This is a genomic window from Acinetobacter sp. KB005 (genome assembly GCF_049949095.1).
GTDB classification, from domain to species: Bacteria; Pseudomonadota; Gammaproteobacteria; order Pseudomonadales; family Moraxellaceae; genus Acinetobacter; species Acinetobacter calcoaceticus.
The window spans coordinates 3,523,676-3,540,512 of sequence record NZ_CP188191.1; the positions used below are offsets into that span (position 1 = coordinate 3,523,676).

Sequence of the window (16,837 nt, forward strand, 5' to 3'; positions counted from 1 at the left end):
TGCCTAAAAAAGATACTATGCTGACTATAATAAAAAGCATAAACTGGAAACGAACACATGATTTTAAAATGATTAAAATCCACATATAACGATAAGCATAAGAGGAAGTAACATGGAACTTCCAATGACAATGTCATTACAAACTGCATCCTTTGAGGAATTCATTACTATAATTGCTGCTGCCCTTGGCTGTGGCTTATTAATTGGTTTAGAACGAGAGCGCAGTAAACTCAAACACGAATATAAAACTTTCGCTGGTTTCAGATCTTTTGCAATTAGTGCTTTATTAGGCGCGATCTGTTTTTTATTCGGCATTTCAATTGGGATTGTTGGAGCTTTAATCATCGGTGCAATCAGCATCGTTTCCCTCAAAAACCAGCCAAATGATCCGGGCGTTACTACCGAACTTGCATTTATCATGACTTATTTCATCGGAGCACTCTGTATTTGGAATATTTCATTAGCAGCAAGTTTAGCAGTCATCATGACCGCTATCTTAATAGCTAAGCAGTCTATGCATGGTATTGCTAGCCAATGGATTACCGAGGCAGAATTGCGCGATGGAATTTTTCTACTCGCCCTACTTTTAATTGCTTTACCTTTAGTCCCGAATAAGCCGTTTTGGGGACCAGTTTTAAATCCTCATGTTATTTTAAAATTGCTCACTTTAATTTTATTTGTACAGGCACTAGCTCATATTGCTAAACGATTATTATCTTCTAAAAATGCGCTATTACTTTCGTCTTTGGCTTCAGGCTTTGTTTCCAGTACAGTGGCCATTGCCACTTTAGGTTTAGAAGTACGCTCTGGTCGAGCAAATGCAACAACAAACGCGGGGGCAGCTCTGATGTCTTGCGTTTCAACGCTTATTCAAACTTTAATTATTGTGATCGGTATTAGCTTTGCTTGGTTTAAGCTAATTATATTTCCTACACTTATTGCATTAGTTGTTTTAGCTGTCTGGGCCTTCATTTTATTACGAAAAGCCGAACCTAGCACTTCGACTCCAGAATTAGATTCAAGAATGTTTAGTCTTAAAGAAGCCATTATTATTGCGTCAACACTCGCTATCATTCAGTCGGGAGTCTATGGCTTAAATTTATATTTAGGGGATGCCGGATTAATTGCGGGAACCCTACTCGCATCTTTATTTGAAATACATGCGGCTATTATCGCAGTAATTGTACAAGGTGAACCTGATAGTGCTCATATGTCCCCTTTATTAATTGCTTTTATGGGGGGCTTTGCAGTGCATGCCATTGCCAAAAGTATAAACTCTGCAATTTCGGGCGGGCTGCCCTATGCACTTGCTTTCGTTCCCGCCCAACTGATTCATATGGCTATATTCATTACTTTACTTTGGCTCAACATCCATTGGTTCTAAAATAGAATTTATTGCGCAGCAGAAGCTTTGACCATATCCACTACAGTAACTTCAATCTGACCGACTTTAAAATGAATATCAAAGTTTGAAAATTTCATTTTATAGATTCTGTCTGGATCTTCTTGATAGGCAGGCCGTGGGTCTAAAGCCAATACCTGCTCAAGCTCATCAAGGTATTGATCATTCATTTCTTTGTTTTTTAAAAAATATTTTTGAGCAGTGAGAGCAGGTTCAGACCAAAGGACTGATTTACGCTCTGGTTCTGCATGTGCATAACCACTTTGTGCATCAGCAATCGCATCAGAATATTGAATATAGGGTTTGATATCTAGAATTGGAGTTCCATTCAGTAAATCGCTACCAGTGACGTACACTCGGACTGACTTTCCAACTTTTTCAATTTTCTTTAAACGCACTACGGACAAGCCCACCGGTGCTGGTCGATACATGCTACGTGTAGCAAATACGCCAATTTTTTCATTGCCACCTAAGCGTGGAGGACGAACTTGCGGACGGAATTTATCTGCACTGCCCTGATTTTTATTGTCATGAAACTGCCAGACTAGCCAGAGATGACTAAATTGTTCAATTCCCTCAAAAGCCAACAAGTCATTATAAGGTTCTACCATGTCGATATATGACTCGATATTTACCAAATTTGGCTGGCGTGGAATACCGAATTTTTCTCGATATGGAGAGCACATGTGGCCGATTATCGGGAAGGTGACAGAATTGATCATCACTTTTTCTTATAAACACAATTAAATATATTCAGTTTATCGGGAATGAATTTAGATTAGAATAGCAATCTGTTTTCTTTTAATCGTGATCGAGACCTTTAATGGCTGCTTTTAACGTCGAACGCATTACTCATGTTCACCACTGGAATGACACCCTTTTCAGTTTTAAAACTACACGCGACACTAGCTTACGTTTTAAAAATGGTCAGTTCGTAATGATCGGACTTGAAGTGAATGGCAAACCGTTAATGCGTGCGTATTCGATTGCAAGTGCAAACTACGAAGAAGAGTTAGAATTCTTCTCAATTAAAGTACAAGATGGTCCTTTAACTTCGATTTTGCAAAAAGTACAAGTTGGCGATGAAATTTTAATTTCTAAAAAACCGACAGGTACATTGGTTCATGATGACCTTTTACCAGGTAAAAACTTGTACCTTTTATCTTCTGGTACTGGCCTTGCACCATTCTTATCAATTATTCGTGACCCAGAAACTTACGAACGTTTTGAAAAAGTAATCGTTGTTCATGGTACACGTTATATTTCTGAATTAGCTTATCAAGACCTTATCTTGAACGAATTACCAAACCATGAGTTCTTTGAAGAATTAGGCATTAAAGACAAACTTGTTTACTACCCTACTGTAACTCGTGAACCTTTCCACACTCAAGGCCGTGTTACCACTGCAATTGAAACTGGTGCTTTATTCGAAAAAGTTGGTTTACCACGATTTAACCGTGAAACTGACCGCGCAATGCTTTGCGGTAGCCCTGCTTTCTTGAAAGATGTTGCTGCGTTACTTGACCAACACGGTTTAGTTGAATCACCTCGTATGGGTGTCATGGGCGACTACGTAATTGAACGTGCGTTCGTAGAAAAATAAGTTTTTCTAATTAAAAAAACCGAGGCCAAGTCCTCGGTTTTTTTATATCTGTTTTATAACTTGATTGTGCCATCGATACAGGTAACAGCGCTTCCACCCACTAAAATTTTATCTTGATATAAATTTAGTTGAAGCTGTCCGTCACGTCCTAAAACGCGACCTTGTGAAGAAAGTACCTGATCATTTTGTGCGGGCAAAATACCATGGTAACGAATAAAAGACGCTACGCTACCATTACCACTACCACAAACTGGATCTTCATTTATTCCAATTGAAGGAGCAAATGAGCGGACTTCTATGTGTTTTTGTTCATCATTATTTTCATAAAAACCATAAACCGTCGCTCCACCAACTTTCATCTCTAAATCATGTTGTTTTAAAGCAGCGAAGTCTGGTTGAGTCGCTAAAACAGCTTCGGCATTGACAGCTTGTAATACAACCCAACGCGCCCCAACATCAACCAATGCAGTATTCCATTGAGTGTCAATCTGACATTTTAAAATCTCTGCCAACTTTTGAGTCTGTTTAGTATCTAATGGCGTAATTTTAGGTTGTGGTAGTTCAAAAGAAATATGATTCAATTCACTTACCGTAAGAGCAACCAAACCTGCACCACATTGCTGTACCAATTTTCCTTCTTTAGCAGTAATTAGACCAGCTTCAAGTAAAGCATGGGCTGTGCCGATTGTAGGATGGCCGGCAAATGGTAATTCATTTTGCGGAGTAAAAATTCGAACCTGATAATCGGCTTGCGAATCTGTGGCAGGCAGTACAAATGTAGTTTCAGAGAGATTGGTCCAATTGGCAATCGCCTGCATTTGCTCAGATGTTAAGGTACTAGCGTCTATAATCACCGCGACAGGATTTCCTTTAAATGCTTGTGAAGTAAAAACATCAACTTGTTTAAATGCTACAACGGACATAGACCCACTCCTACTCATTTTGATATTAAAAAATTATGGTTTTAAATCCTCACCATGCTTTTGATCTTACTGAGATATCTTTAATGGTTACAGTATCAGTTTTTATTAAAAATAATAGACACAGTTCTTAAGTGTAAAACTCGATTAAATGGACCAAGCTAAAGTAATCACAATATTTGAGATAAATAGAAGATCACTATAAAGTGTACCCATTGCTTTGGCTTTTTAATGAATTGATATGTACAAATATAAAAAAGTGAGTGATGACTTAACACTTCAAATCCATAATGGAAGGCAACCTATTGGTTCGCGTCTACCTTCAATACGAGACTGTGCAAACCATTATCAAGTCAGCATTAACACCGTAAAAGAAGCGTATCGTCAGCTTGAAGATCAAGGTTTGATTTCCGTTCGTCCTCAATCTGGTTACTATGTTTGTCATGCACCTTCAAACTTGCTAGAACTCGAAGAACGTTATGTCAGTGAAGAAAAAGTTCCCCTTTCTGGCATTAGCTGCTTCCTCGCTCAAATCGTTAAAAAGCAAATGGACCCAAACTATATTAATTTGGCCCTAGCTTGCCCCTCAGGAGAAAATTTCTACCCAATTGAACGTCTAAAACGCTTAACTGCTCAAGTTTTACGGACACAACCAGATATTTTTAAAAGCTATACTTTACCACCTGGGTCAGTACGACTACGCACACAAATTGCTAGACGAAGCTTGCAACTGGGCATGTTTCTTTCAGCAGATGATATTGTACTCACTCATGGCACCATGGAGGCTTTAAGTCTCGCAATTATGGCAACAACTCAAGCAGGTGACACCATCGCCCTTGAGATCCCGACTTTTCATAATTTGTACCCACTCCTTCATAATTTAGGCCGAAAAATTGTAGAAGTTCCCACTTCGCCACATACAGGCATGTGTCTAGATACACTTGAAGAACTCTTAAAATCTCAAAGTGTACAAGCCATATTAACGATTCCGACAGGACATAATCCCCTCGGTTTCAGCATGCCTGAAAACAGCCGCCGTCGCTTGGCAGAGCTAGCCAATCATTTTCAAGTTCCTGTTATTGAAGATGCGATGTATGCCGAATTGCAACTAGCCGAACCTCTCTTACCCAACATTAAGGCATTTGATCAAAATGGATGGGTGTTGGTATGTAGTAGCTACACCAAGACTGTAGCACCGGACTATCGAATCGGTTGGTTAGAAGCTGGACGCTTCCGTAATATTGTGCAGCAACTAAAATTTACGACAACGGTAGCCGAGCCTGCTTTGCTCACTGAAACCTTAGGACTTTTCTTGGAAAATGGTGGTTATGACCTGCATTTACGGCAGCTCAAAAAACGCTATCAACAACAAATTGATACTATCAAATCTTATATTTGTCGTTATTTCCCACTTGGTACTCGAGTCAGTCGCCCACAAGCAGGGTTTATTTTATGGTTAGAGTTACCCGAATCTATCGACACATTAGAACTGTTTCATCAAGCAATGGATGAAAAAATCTTGTGTATGCCGGGAATTTTATGTTCGGCTGATAAACGTTTTAGTCATTGTTTACGTATTGCAGCGTGTTTTGAGTTAAATCCCAAAATGTTAAATGCTTTGATGCGTTTAGGAGAGTTGGCAAAAAATATGCTACCCGTACAAAAAGATATAGGCCAAATTCCTACTAATTCAGTAGGTTGAATCAAAAATGCAGAGTTAATAAAATAAAACCATATATTTTTTATGCCTTTTATTTTATGAATACTGAACTTCTCTCTCCCGCAGGTTCACTTAAAAACATGCGCTATGCATTTGCCTATGGTGCAGATGCCGTATATGCAGGCCAACCACGTTACAGTTTACGTGTGCGTAATAATGCTTTTGATCATGACAACTTAAAAATCGGAATTGATGAAGCTCATGCTTTAGGTAAAAAGTTTTATGTTGTGGTGAATATTCAGCCACATAACAGCAAATTAAAAAACTTTATTCGTGACCTTGAACCGATTGTGGCTATGCAACCAGACGCACTCATTATGTCTGATCCGGGCTTAATTATGATGGTGCGTGAACATTTTCCTGATGTACAAATTCATCTATCGGTTCAAGCCAACGCCATTAACTGGGCCACTGTTAAATTCTGGAAAGATTACGGTTTAAGCCGAGTCATTTTGTCACGTGAGTTATCTTTAGAAGAGATAGAAGAAATCCAGCAAAATGTGCCCGATATTGAACTTGAAGTTTTTGTGCATGGCGCACTATGCATGGCCTACTCAGGTCGCTGCTTACTTTCAGGATATATGAACAAACGTGATGCCAACCAAGGTGCTTGTACCAATGCTTGCCGTTGGGACTATAAGCTGCATGAAGCTCAAGAAGATTCAAACGGCGATGTAATTCCAATCACTCAGCTCAATGAGTCAGAAAAGTCTTGCTGCTCATCAGCACAATCAGAAACAGCCTCGGCTCAAACCCTATTAGTACAACGTAATGATGAAGAAATGTTTGCTGCCGAAGAAGATGAACACGGTACCTATTTTATGAACTCGAAAGATTTACGTGCTGTACAACATGTAGATCGTTTAACAAAAATGGGCATAGCCTCGCTTAAAATTGAAGGCCGTACTAAATCATATTTTTACTGTGCCCGTACTGCTCAAATTTATCGAAAAGCGATTGATGATGCATTAGCAGGAAAACCATTTGACCCAAACTTAATGTCTCAGCTTGAAGGTTTGGCAAACCGTGGTTATACCGAAGGCTTTTTAAGACGTCATGTGCACAGTGAATATCAAAACTATGCCGATGGCTCATCACATTTTGACTATCAACAATTTTGTGGAGAGGTTTTAGAACGTCACGGCGACTATATTCGCATTGAGGTTAAAAACCGTTTTGTGGTTGGGGACTCACTTGAACTCATGACACCGCAAGGCAATATTACCTTTAGCTTAACCGAGATGCGCGATTTAAAAGGTAACCCAATTATAGATGCCAAAGGTTCAGGCCATTTCGTTGAAATTCCGCTTTCACAAGATGTTGATATCAGTTATGCACTACTCGTACGCAACTTACCACACGCGAAGGAAAACATTACTGCCTCTACATTAGCTTATTCAGCGAGTTGAAAATGGCGCTTTTGATTACGAATGACTGTATCAATTGTGATATGTGCTTACCAGAATGCCCCAACATCGCTATTTTTGAAGGGAGCAAAGTTTATGAAATTGATCCACTTCGTTGTACCGAGTGTGTAGGCTTTTACGATGCGCCAACATGTAAGGCGGTTTGTCCAATCGATTGTATAAAACAAGATCCAGCACATATTGAAACCCAAGATCAACTATTAGAGAAATTTAAGGGATTAAATTTGCTCGGCTAATCTATCTTTTAAAAAGTTTATAGAGGATCAAGCTAAAGTCGCTGATCCTCTAAATGACTGCACGGATCAATGATTAAATAAACGAATAAATAGCTGAGACCACTTTGCAAGTGATAAAATCAAATGATCAGTTCAGTTTAATTTACTTGTATTTGTGTACCAAAGAAATTGAACAATCGTTAAAACTGATCTAACCATTTCAACATTTCATATAGATTGATTAAAACTCATTCTGGCGTAGCTCCCCATGTCTTATCTTTATTTAGCAATTGCGATTACTTGTGAAGTCATTGCAACTTCAGCTTTAAAAGCATCTCAAGGTTTTACTGTTCCAATTCCTTCGATTATTACTGTTGTGGGTTATGCAATTGCTTTCTATTTATTGTCTCTGACGCTAAAAACAATTCCGATCGGAATTGCATATGCTATTTGGTCGGGTGCAGGTATTATTTTAATTTCTGCAATTGGCTGGATATTTTACAAACAGCATTTAGACTTGGCAGCCTGCATTGGTCTTACTTTAATGATCGCAGGCATTATCATTATTAATGTGTTTTCTAAAAATACTCACCTATAAAATATAATTAAAAAAACAACCAAGTATGGTGAGAATCTTTTATAAAAAATTTCACCCTACTCGGTATGAGCAGCTTATTTTAAACTGCCCGTTAAAAACTGCTTTAAACGTTCACTTTTCGGGTTATTGAGTACTTCATCAGGATGGCCCTGCTCCTCAATTTTCCCTTGATGCAAAAAAATTACTTGATTAGACACATGACGCGCAAAGCCCATTTCATGTGTCACCACAATCATGGTGCGCCCTTCTTCAGCCAAACCCTGCATTACTTTTAGTACTTCACCCACCAACTCTGGATCAAGCGCGCTGGTTGGTTCATCAAACAACATAACTTCTGGTTCCATAGCCAAAGCACGAGCAATCGCTACACGTTGCTGCTGACCACCAGATAAAAATGCAGGATATTTACTTTCAACGCTTTCAGGCAAACCAACTTTGCGTAGATATTTCCGTGCACGCTCTTCTGCCTCAGCACGTTTTACCCCAAGTACATGTATTGGTCCTTCAATCACATTTTCCAGTACTGTCATGTGTGACCATAAATTAAAATGCTGAAACACCATCATGAGCTGGGTACGCATTTTTTGTAGTTGCTTTGGTTCAACCACTTTTAAATTGCCTTTTTTATCAAAGACTGTGCGTAGTTTTTCACCATTAAGTTTAATAGTGCCATTGCTTGGTTGTTCTAAAAAGTTAATACAACGTAGCAAGGTACTTTTACCTGAACCAGATGAACCGATGATACTAATTACATCGCCAGCATTTGCATCAAGTGATATCCCTTTAAGTACTTCATGATCGCCAAATGTCTTATGTAAATCACGAATCACTAGTTTTGCAACTTGTTCCATTATTTATGTCTCCTAATGATTCGATGGCTTTAAAAATGCCAACCAACGTTTTTCCAACTTACGAAATAGCCAAATCAAAATAAATGCCAGCATCGCATACAACACCGCGGCAATTCCAAAAGCATTGAAGGTGTCATAGGTTGCCGCATTTACATCACGCGCAATTTTTAAAATGTCAGGAACAGTTGCTGTAAATGCAATGGTTGTCGCGTGCAACATTAAAATGACTTCATTACCGTAAAATGGTAAAGCACGGCGCAACATCGACGGAATAATAATGCGGGTATAGCGTTTCCATTTTGACATTCCAAAAGCTTGTGCAGCTTCAATCTCGCCATGTGGAATAGAACGGATCGCCCCAGCGAAGATTTCAGTCGTATATGCACCAGTATTGAGCGCGAATGCCAAAATGGTGCAATTTATGCCCTCTCGAAAAAATGCATCAAGCGTCTGATGTTCATGGATGTAATCAAAGCTGTAAATGCCTGAGTAAATAATCAGCAATTGGATGTACAGTGGTGTGCCACGAAAAACATATGTATACAACCAAACTGGGCCACGCAACCAAAGATTTTCTGATACTCGTGCAAGTGATAAAGGCACAGCAAGCACAAAGCCAATACCAATAGAAAGCACCAATAACCAAGCAGTCATCGCGACTCCAGTCATTTGCAAACCATCGGTCCAAAGGTATGCCTGCCAATATTGTTGAAGGATTTCAATCATAATTGTCCCTTCCTCACACCGGCAGAATAACGACGCTCAAGCCACATTAAAATGAGGTTCGACACAGTGGTAATTGCCAAATAAATCGCGGCAGCCACGATGCTGAAAAAGAACAGTTGCATGGTACTTCTACCCGCATCTTGCGTAATTTTTACAATATCAGTCAGGCCAATAATAGAAACCAGTGCGGTTGCCTTAATCAAGACTTGCCAGTTGTTACCAATGCCTGGCAATGCAAAACGCATCATTTGAGGGAATAATACACGTCGAAAAACCTGCCAAGGGGTCATACCATAGGCCATTGCTGCTTCAATTTGACCCGTTGGAACCGATTGAAATGCACCACGAAAGGTCTCGGTAAAATATGCACCATAAATGAACGCTAAAGTAATCACACCCGCCACAAATGGATTGATATCAATTTGATCCATTTGCAGTGATTCAGTAATTTGGTTTAGACCCAACTGCAAGCTATAAAATAACAACAGCATAATGACCAAGTCAGGCACACTACGGATGAGTGTGGTATAGGCGGTCGCAATATAGCGTAAGGCTTTAAAACTAGAGAGTTTTGAGCTCGCACCAATTAAGCCAATAATGACAGAAAGCAAAAGTGACAACAGCGCAAGCTGGAGGGTCATCCATGTCCCGCTGAGAAGGAGTGGCCCATAGCCAGATAAAAACATGACTCATCTTCTCCTTAAAAACAATATCTAATATTGATGAGATGAGAATAGATTTAAAAATGTCGGCACTAAGCCGACATTTTTCACATCATTAGTAAATGTTAAAGGAGAAATATTTTTTCTCGAGTTTCTTGTATGTACCATCCGCAATGATTGCTGCGAGTGCTTTGTCAATATTCGCTTTCAAATCTGCATCTTCTTTGCGTAAACCAATAGCCGCGCCTACACCCAGTGTTTTTGCATCAACTACATTGCCACCGACAAAAGCGAAGTTTTTGCCTTTTGGTTGTTTTAAGAAAGCACCATCAACCATGATTGCATCTTGTAAAGTTGCATCTAAACGACCTGACATCATGTCTTGATAAATCAAATCTTGGACTGGATAAGGTACAACGGTTACACCTTTTGTTGCCCAATAGGTTTTAGCATAAGTTTCTTGAATTGTGCCCTGTTGTACACCTACACGTTTACCTTTCAAAGAGGCAGCTGTAGGCAATAACGGTGAGCCTTTTTTTGCAACCATACGTGTTGGTGTGTTGTAGATTTTGCTACTAAACAAAATTTGTTTTGCGCGTTCATCAGTGACCGTCATTGATGAAAGAATGCCGTCAAATTTTTTCGCTTTAAGTGCTGGAATCATCCCATCAAAAGAGTTTTCAACCCAAACACATTTGGCTTTGAGTTTTGCACAAATGGCATTACCCAAATCAACATCAAAACCAGTTAACTTACCATCCGGTGTTTTATATTCAAACGGTGCATAAGAGGACTCAGTACCAAAACGAATCACCTTCCAATCCTTTGCTTGCACATTAGTCGCAACAGCAGCCAGAACTAAGGTTGTTGAAACGAACATTTTTTTCATAAAGCTTGCCATCTTGAAGCTTCTCCTTGAAATCAAAATAAGGTGATAAAAACTTGAGTATTTCAAACTTACTCTTCTGCCGAAATAATTGCAATTTTTATACCATAAGTTAAAGAATCAGGAAGATGTCAAAACAGCAGATCGTATTAACTGATTAAATGTTGAAAAATCAATCAAATTGACAAGTTAATTCTTGAGTGTGTAAGCCTCTGCCATATTTTCATTTTCGACCAATGTCCGAATGGTGTATTCATGGTTATGTTCTTTGGCACTGGCAAATTCACATTTCTGATCCCATACCATTGAGCAACCACTCAACAATGGACAACCTGCAAATAATTCGGCCACCCAATCAACAAACACACGAACTTTAGGCGATAAATGACGGTTTTGTAGATATACGACTGATATTGGCATGGGTGCTGGCAACCATTCAGTCAGCACTTCCTTAAGTGAGCCATCCTCCAGATGTTTTGCCACCATATAATATGGGCATTGAATTAAGCCAAAACCCTGTACAGCCAAATCAACATATGAATCACCATCGTTGACAGAAACGCGCCCTTTCACGCCAACGCTATGAATCTCACCATCAACCATAAAATCCCAGTCGATATTACGTCCGGTACGACTATTAAAGTAATGCACGACCTGATGTTTTTTTAAGTCATCAATAGTTTCCGGTTCGCCATGTTCCGCCAAGTAACGAGGTGCAGCAACCGTCACGCACTGAATTGTTCCGATACGACGCGCAACCAAACTTGAATCTTTCAGCTGACCAATACGAATCACACAGTCCACTGCATCTTGTACCAAATCGACTGGACGATCACTCATCCCAATCACCAAATCAATATCGGGATACTTGGCATGAAAATCACAAAGCATCGGAATCAGGATCAGCCGCCCAATCGAGGCTTTAACATCAATACGTAGTCGGCCTCTTGGTCCACGTTCCGAATCATGAAAATTCGATTCAACATCTTCAACATCGGCTAAAATTCGCGAAGTACGTTCATAATAAACCGCACCATCGGGTGTCAAACTGAGTTTACGGGTGGTTCGATTCAATAAGCGAACTTGTAAATGTTTCTCTAAACCCTGAATGGTTGTGGTCACAGAAGCACGCGGTAGGCCTAAACTGTCAGCCGCTAAACTGAAACTATTTGTTTCGACAACTTTGTTAAATACTTTCATGGCATGAAATAGATCCACACGCAAACTCCTATCAATGCATTTTCTAATTCAAACACATCAATTGTTATAAAAATACGAATAGTGTTATCAAATTTAATATATTTATTCGTGATTGACAAACTTTTATGCTCCGTACATTGCCTAAACCCTGTTTCTCCCATACGGACCATAACTAAAAGTCTGAAAACAGGTATCCAAATAAGTAGGAGCACAACATGTCATTTTCCCGCAAACAGTTCGCACTGTCTGCTATCTTTGTCGCCATTTTGGCAACGGGTGGCAGTTTTATCTTCTTACATGAAAATGCCGATGCAAAAGCTGCACCGACCCAAGCCCAACAAGCTGCTACTGTTGATGTCTCTCCTGTCGTCAGCAAAACTATTACCGACTGGCAAGAATATTCCGGTCGCCTAGAGGCGATTGATCAGGTCGACATTCGGCCTCAAGTTTCGGGCAAGTTAATTGCCGTTCATTTTAAAGATGGTAGTCTAATTCAAAAAGGTGATTTGCTTTTCACAATTGACCCTCGACCATTTGAAGCAGAACTCAACCGTGCCAAGGCTCAACTTGCTTCAGCCGAAGCGCAAGTCACCTATACCGCAACCAATCTTTCCCGTATTCAACGTCTAATTCAAAGTAATGCTGTATCACGCCAAGAACTTGATCTGGCAGAAAATGATGCACGCTCAGCTAGTGCCAACCTACAAGCAGCCAGAGCAGCCGTTCAATCTGCACGCTTAAATCTGGAATATACCCGTATTACTGCACCAGTTAGCGGCAGAATTTCTCGTGCTGAAGTGACCGTGGGTAATGTGGTTTCTGCGGGTAACGGAGCACAAGTTTTAACGAGTTTAGTGTCTGTATCGCGTCTCTATGCATCTTTTGATGTTGATGAACAAACTTATCTCAAATACATCAGTAATCAGCGCAATTCAGCACAGGTTCCTGTCTATATGGGACTTGCCAATGAAACTGGTTTTTCTCGTGAGGGAACCATCAACTCAATCGACAATAACCTAGATACAACCTCAGGTACGATTCGTGTTCGAGCGACTTTCGACAATCCAAACGGAGTTTTATTACCGGGTTTATATGCTCGAATTCGTCTTGGTGGCGGCCAACCACGTTCAGCCATTCTCATTAGCCCAACAGCCATTGGGGTCGATCAAGATAAGCGTTTTGTCGTTGTTGTCGATGCTAAAAATCAGACTGCTTACCGCGAAATAAAAATCGGGGCACAACAAGATGGCTTGCAAATCGTGAATAGCGGATTACAAGCGGGCGACCGTATTGTGGTGAATGGTTTACAGCGTATTCGTCCGGGTGATCCCGTTACGCCACACCTCGTCCCGATGCCGAATGCACAAATCACTGCAAGTACTAACACACCTCAACCTCAGCCAACAGAAAAAACGTCAACTCCGGCAAAAGGTTAATCACATATGAATATTTCTAAATTCTTTATTGATCGGCCAATCTTTGCTGGTGTTTTATCAGTACTGATTTTACTCGCTGGTCTACTGTCGGTATTCCAGTTACCTATTTCCGAATATCCAGAAGTTGTACCGCCATCTGTGGTTGTGCGTGCTCAATATCCGGGTGCAAACCCCAAAGTAATTGCTGAAACTGTTGCCTCTCCGCTTGAAGAATCGATCAACGGCGTAGAAGACATGCTGTATATGCAATCTCAAGCAAACAGCGACGGTAACTTAACCATTACAGTAAACTTCAAACTCGGTATTGACCCAGATAAAGCTCAACAATTGGTTCAAAACCGTGTGTCTCAGGCAATGCCTCGTTTACCTGAAGATGTACAGCGTTTAGGTGTCACCACCTTAAAAAGTTCTCCCACTTTAACCATGGTGGTACATCTGACTTCACCAGATAACCGCTATGACATGACTTACTTACGTAACTACGCTGTACTGAACGTAAAAGATCGTTTGGCACGTTTACAAGGTGTAGGTGAAGTCGGTTTATTTGGTTCTGGCGACTACGCTATGCGGGTGTGGCTCGACCCACAAAAAGTAGCGCAACGTAACCTCACAGCCACTGAAATTGTGAATGCAATCCGTGAACAAAATATTCAGGTTGCGGCAGGTACAATTGGTGCATCACCAACTAATTCACCTGTACAACTTTCAGTGAATGCTCAAGGTCGTTTAACGACTGAGCAAGAATTTGCAGACATTATTTTAAAAACTGCACCCGATGGCGCGGTCACCCGATTGGGCGATGTTGCACGTGTTGAACTTGCAGCCTCACAATATGGGCTACGTTCATTGCTTGACAATAAACAAGCTGTAGCGATTCCAATTTTCCAAGCACCGGGTGCCAATGCTTTGCAAGTTTCCGATCAAGTGCGTAGCACAATGAAGGAGCTTTCAAAAGATTTCCCATCTTCAATTAAATACGACATTGTTTACGACCCAACTCAATTCGTACGTTCTAGTATTAAAGCAGTCGTTCATACCTTACTTGAAGCAATTGCACTGGTTGTTGTGGTTGTTATTTTATTCTTACAAACATGGCGTGCGTCGATTATTCCATTACTTGCAGTACCGGTTTCTATTATTGGTACATTTGCACTTATGCTTGCCTTTGGGTATTCCATCAATGCGCTATCACTGTTTGGGATGGTACTTGCCATCGGCATTGTGGTCGATGACGCAATTGTCGTCGTCGAAAATGTCGAGAGGAATATTGAAGCAGGTTTAAGCCCAAGAGACGCAACTTATCGCGCCATGCGAGAAGTGAGTGGTCCAATTATTGCGATTGCCTTAACTCTCGTTGCGGTCTTCGTACCGCTAGCCTTTATGACGGGCTTAACAGGGCAATTTTATAAACAATTTGCCATGACCATTGCCATTTCAACTGTTATTTCGGCATTTAATTCCCTTACGCTATCTCCTGCTTTGGCAGCCATGTTACTGAAAGGACATGACGCTAAACCTGATGCATTAACACGCATTATGAACCGCATATTTGGACGTTTCTTTGCGCTGTTTAACCGCGTATTTACACGTGCGTCAGACAACTATGGTAAAGGCGTAAGTCGTGTCATATCTCATAAAGCATCGGCAATGGGTGTCTATGCAGCACTTCTCGGCTTAACCGTTGGTATTTCTTATATTGTTCCGGGTGGCTTCGTTCCTGCCCAAGACAAACAATATTTAATTAGCTTTGCTCAATTACCAAACGGCGCTTCATTAGATCGTACCGAGGCAGTCATTCGTAAAATGAGTGACACTGCGCTTAAACAGCCTGGTGTAGAAAGTGCGGTTGCCTTCCCTGGCCTATCCATTAACGGTTTTACCAACAGCTCAAGCGCCGGTATTGTCTTTGTGACGTTAAAGCCATTCGATGAACGAAAGGCCAAAGACTTATCTGCCAATGCAATTGCAGGGGCTCTCAACCAGAAATATTCAGCCATTCAAGATGCCTATATTGCAGTTTTCCCACCACCACCAGTGATGGGCTTAGGTACGATGGGCGGCTTTAAACTCCAACTTGAAGACCGAGGTGCCTTAGGCTATTCAGCCTTGAATGATGCTGCACAAAACTTTATGAAAGCAGCTCAGTCAGCCCCTGAACTAGGGCCAATGTTCTCAAGTTATCAAATTAATGTACCTCAACTGAACGTAGATCTGGACCGTGTAAAAGCTAAACAGCAAGGTGTCGCTGTAACCGATGTCTTCAACACCATGCAGATTTATTTAGGCTCTCAGTACGTTAACGACTTTAACCGCTTTGGACGTGTTTATCAGGTTCGAGCGCAAGCCGATGCACCTTTCCGTGCTAACCCTGAAGATATTTTGCAGCTAAAAACCCGCAACAGTGCCGGACAAATGGTGCCGTTATCTTCATTGGTGAACGTGACTCAAACCTATGGTCCAGAAATGGTGGTGCGTTATAACGGCTATACCTCAGCGGACATTAACGGCGGCCCTGCACCGGGCTATTCATCTAGCCAAGCGGAAGCTGCTGTTGAACGTATTGCTGCTCAAACCTTACCACGCGGCATTAAGTTTGAATGGACTGATTTAACCTACCAAAAAATCTTGGCTGGTAATGCAGGACTCTGGGTATTCCCAATCAGTGTACTACTGGTGTTCTTGGTATTGGCAGCACAATACGAAAGCTTAACTCTGCCTTTAGCTGTAATTCTAATTGTGCCAATGGGAATTCTGGCAGCTCTAACCGGTGTTTGGCTGACAGGTGGAGATAACAATATCTTTACCCAAATTGGTCTGATGGTACTAGTCGGGCTGGCCTGTAAAAATGCCATCTTAATTGTCGAATTTGCAAGGGAACTTGAAATGCAAGGCGCAACTGCATTTAATGCCGCAGTTGAAGCGAGTCGCCTGCGTTTACGCCCAATTTTAATGACATCAATTGCATTTATTATGGGTGTAGTCCCACTGGTTACCTCAACAGGTGCAGGTTCTGAAATGCGTCATGCCATGGGTATTGCAGTGTTCTTCGGCATGATCGGTGTAACGTTGTTTGGTTTATTCCTCACCCCTGCCTTTTATGTCCTGATTCGTACTCTCAACAGCAAACATAAACTGCATTCGGCAGCCGTTCATGAAGCTCCATTAGCTAACCCACATGATCACTAAGGAGG

The 16,837-nt window shown here is 40.9% G+C and carries 15 protein-coding genes; 8 read left to right on the forward strand and 7 right to left on the reverse strand.

The features are described 5' to 3' along the window. Positions 1 to 112: 112 nt before the first annotated feature. The gene (locus ACPF64_RS16875) at positions 113 to 1,384 is read left to right on the forward strand and encodes an MgtC/SapB family protein (protein ID WP_151743276.1); all 1,272 of its coding nucleotides are present in this window, start codon (positions 113 to 115) and stop codon (positions 1,382 to 1,384) included. An 8-nt stretch (positions 1,385 to 1,392) separates the two neighbouring features. Here ACPF64_RS16875 and tsaA read toward each other — a convergent pair whose 3' ends face one another. After that, on the reverse strand, positions 1,393 to 2,124 hold the full coding sequence (tsaA, locus tag ACPF64_RS16880; protein ID WP_426454689.1) for a tRNA (N6-threonylcarbamoyladenosine(37)-N6)-methyltransferase TrmO: 732 nt from the start codon (positions 2,122 to 2,124) through the stop codon (positions 1,393 to 1,395). A gap of 101 nt (positions 2,125 to 2,225) precedes the next feature. On the opposite strand from tsaA, the gene ACPF64_RS16885 reads away from it, so the two are divergent. Next, positions 2,226 to 3,005 carry a ferredoxin--NADP reductase gene (locus ACPF64_RS16885; protein WP_080027497.1) on the forward strand — a complete coding sequence of 260 codons (780 nt, stop codon included), beginning with the start codon at positions 2,226 to 2,228 and terminating at the stop codon, positions 3,003 to 3,005. Between the two features lie 53 nt (positions 3,006 to 3,058). Here ACPF64_RS16885 and ACPF64_RS16890 read toward each other — a convergent pair whose 3' ends face one another. Next, positions 3,059 to 3,928, reverse strand: coding sequence for a PhzF family phenazine biosynthesis protein (locus tag ACPF64_RS16890; protein WP_426454691.1), 870 nt, complete (start codon positions 3,926 to 3,928; stop codon positions 3,059 to 3,061). A 232-nt stretch (positions 3,929 to 4,160) separates the two neighbouring features. On the opposite strand from ACPF64_RS16890, the gene ACPF64_RS16895 reads away from it, so the two are divergent. From ACPF64_RS16895 to abeS, 4 genes are all read left to right on the forward strand, one after another. Then, positions 4,161 to 5,627, forward strand: coding sequence for a PLP-dependent aminotransferase family protein (locus ACPF64_RS16895; RefSeq protein ID WP_426456168.1), 1,467 nt, complete (start codon positions 4,161 to 4,163; stop codon positions 5,625 to 5,627). A gap of 56 nt (positions 5,628 to 5,683) precedes the next feature. Then, on the forward strand, positions 5,684 to 7,054 hold the full coding sequence (yegQ, locus tag ACPF64_RS16900) for a tRNA 5-hydroxyuridine modification protein YegQ (protein WP_426454693.1): 1,371 nt from the start codon (positions 5,684 to 5,686) through the stop codon (positions 7,052 to 7,054). 2 nt (positions 7,055 to 7,056) lie between these two features. Further along, positions 7,057 to 7,308, forward strand: a complete 252-nt coding sequence (locus ACPF64_RS16905; RefSeq protein WP_426454695.1) for a YfhL family 4Fe-4S dicluster ferredoxin — start codon at positions 7,057 to 7,059, stop codon at positions 7,306 to 7,308. A gap of 247 nt (positions 7,309 to 7,555) precedes the next feature. Next, positions 7,556 to 7,885 (forward strand): multidrug efflux SMR transporter AbeS, encoded by a 330-nt coding sequence (abeS, locus tag ACPF64_RS16910; RefSeq protein WP_426454697.1) that lies wholly within the window; start codon positions 7,556 to 7,558, stop codon positions 7,883 to 7,885. Between the two features lie 74 nt (positions 7,886 to 7,959). Here the strand turns inward: abeS and ACPF64_RS16915 are convergent, their stop codons facing one another. The 5 genes from ACPF64_RS16915 to ACPF64_RS16935 form a co-directional block, all read right to left on the reverse strand. Further along, positions 7,960 to 8,736 carry an ABC transporter ATP-binding protein gene (locus tag ACPF64_RS16915; RefSeq protein ID WP_003650668.1) on the reverse strand — a complete coding sequence of 259 codons (777 nt, stop codon included), beginning with the start codon at positions 8,734 to 8,736 and terminating at the stop codon, positions 7,960 to 7,962. Between the two features lie 12 nt (positions 8,737 to 8,748). Then, a complete protein-coding gene (locus tag ACPF64_RS16920) occupies positions 8,749 to 9,462 on the reverse strand; it encodes an ABC transporter permease (protein ID WP_017387975.1) in 714 nt (237 codons plus the stop codon). After that, positions 9,459 to 10,148: an ABC transporter permease gene (locus tag ACPF64_RS16925; RefSeq protein WP_005039343.1), complete on the reverse strand. Its 690-nt coding sequence runs from the start codon at positions 10,146 to 10,148 to the stop codon at positions 9,459 to 9,461. Before ACPF64_RS16925 ends, ACPF64_RS16920 begins: the two co-directional genes overlap by 4 nt. Before the next feature lie 91 nt (positions 10,149 to 10,239). Next, positions 10,240 to 11,025: an ABC transporter substrate-binding protein gene (locus ACPF64_RS16930; protein WP_005046083.1), complete on the reverse strand. Its 786-nt coding sequence runs from the start codon at positions 11,023 to 11,025 to the stop codon at positions 10,240 to 10,242. 174 nt (positions 11,026 to 11,199) lie between these two features. Continuing rightward, entirely contained in the window at positions 11,200 to 12,228 is a 1,029-nt protein-coding gene (locus ACPF64_RS16935; protein WP_426454701.1) for a LysR substrate-binding domain-containing protein, read from the reverse strand. Positions 12,229 to 12,425: 197 nt separating this feature from the next. Between ACPF64_RS16935 and adeF the strand changes: the two genes are divergently transcribed. Beyond that, positions 12,426 to 13,646: a multidrug efflux RND transporter periplasmic adaptor subunit AdeF gene (adeF, locus tag ACPF64_RS16940; protein WP_426454704.1), complete on the forward strand. Its 1,221-nt coding sequence runs from the start codon at positions 12,426 to 12,428 to the stop codon at positions 13,644 to 13,646. 6 nt (positions 13,647 to 13,652) lie between these two features. Next, positions 13,653 to 16,832: a multidrug efflux RND transporter permease subunit AdeG gene (adeG, locus tag ACPF64_RS16945; RefSeq protein ID WP_080027504.1), complete on the forward strand. Its 3,180-nt coding sequence runs from the start codon at positions 13,653 to 13,655 to the stop codon at positions 16,830 to 16,832. Positions 16,833 to 16,837 lie beyond the last annotated feature (5 nt).

Excerpts from the sequence above, each read along its gene's own strand:
- ACPF64_RS16920 (WP_017387975.1), bottom strand. The coding sequence starts at position 9,462 with ATGATTGAAATCCTTCAACAATATTGGCAGGCATACCTTTGGACCGAT.
- ACPF64_RS16875 (WP_151743276.1), top strand. The coding sequence starts at position 113 with ATGGAACTTCCAATGACAATGTCATTACAAACTGCATCCTTTGAGGAA.
- adeF (WP_426454704.1), top strand. The coding sequence starts at position 12,426 with ATGTCATTTTCCCGCAAACAGTTCGCACTGTCTGCTATCTTTGTCGCC.
- ACPF64_RS16885 (WP_080027497.1), top strand. The coding sequence starts at position 2,226 with ATGGCTGCTTTTAACGTCGAACGCATTACTCATGTTCACCACTGGAAT.
- ACPF64_RS16890 (WP_426454691.1), bottom strand. The coding sequence starts at position 3,928 with ATGTCCGTTGTAGCATTTAAACAAGTTGATGTTTTTACTTCACAAGCA.
- yegQ (WP_426454693.1), top strand. The coding sequence starts at position 5,684 with ATGAATACTGAACTTCTCTCTCCCGCAGGTTCACTTAAAAACATGCGC.
- tsaA (WP_426454689.1), bottom strand. The coding sequence starts at position 2,124 with ATGATCAATTCTGTCACCTTCCCGATAATCGGCCACATGTGCTCTCCA.
- ACPF64_RS16915 (WP_003650668.1), bottom strand. The coding sequence starts at position 8,736 with ATGGAACAAGTTGCAAAACTAGTGATTCGTGATTTACATAAGACATTT.
- ACPF64_RS16930 (WP_005046083.1), bottom strand. The coding sequence starts at position 11,025 with ATGGCAAGCTTTATGAAAAAAATGTTCGTTTCAACAACCTTAGTTCTG.
- adeG (WP_080027504.1), top strand. The coding sequence starts at position 13,653 with ATGAATATTTCTAAATTCTTTATTGATCGGCCAATCTTTGCTGGTGTT.
- ACPF64_RS16925 (WP_005039343.1), bottom strand. The coding sequence starts at position 10,148 with ATGTTTTTATCTGGCTATGGGCCACTCCTTCTCAGCGGGACATGGATG.
- ACPF64_RS16905 (WP_426454695.1), top strand. The coding sequence starts at position 7,057 with ATGGCGCTTTTGATTACGAATGACTGTATCAATTGTGATATGTGCTTA.
- abeS (WP_426454697.1), top strand. The coding sequence starts at position 7,556 with ATGTCTTATCTTTATTTAGCAATTGCGATTACTTGTGAAGTCATTGCA.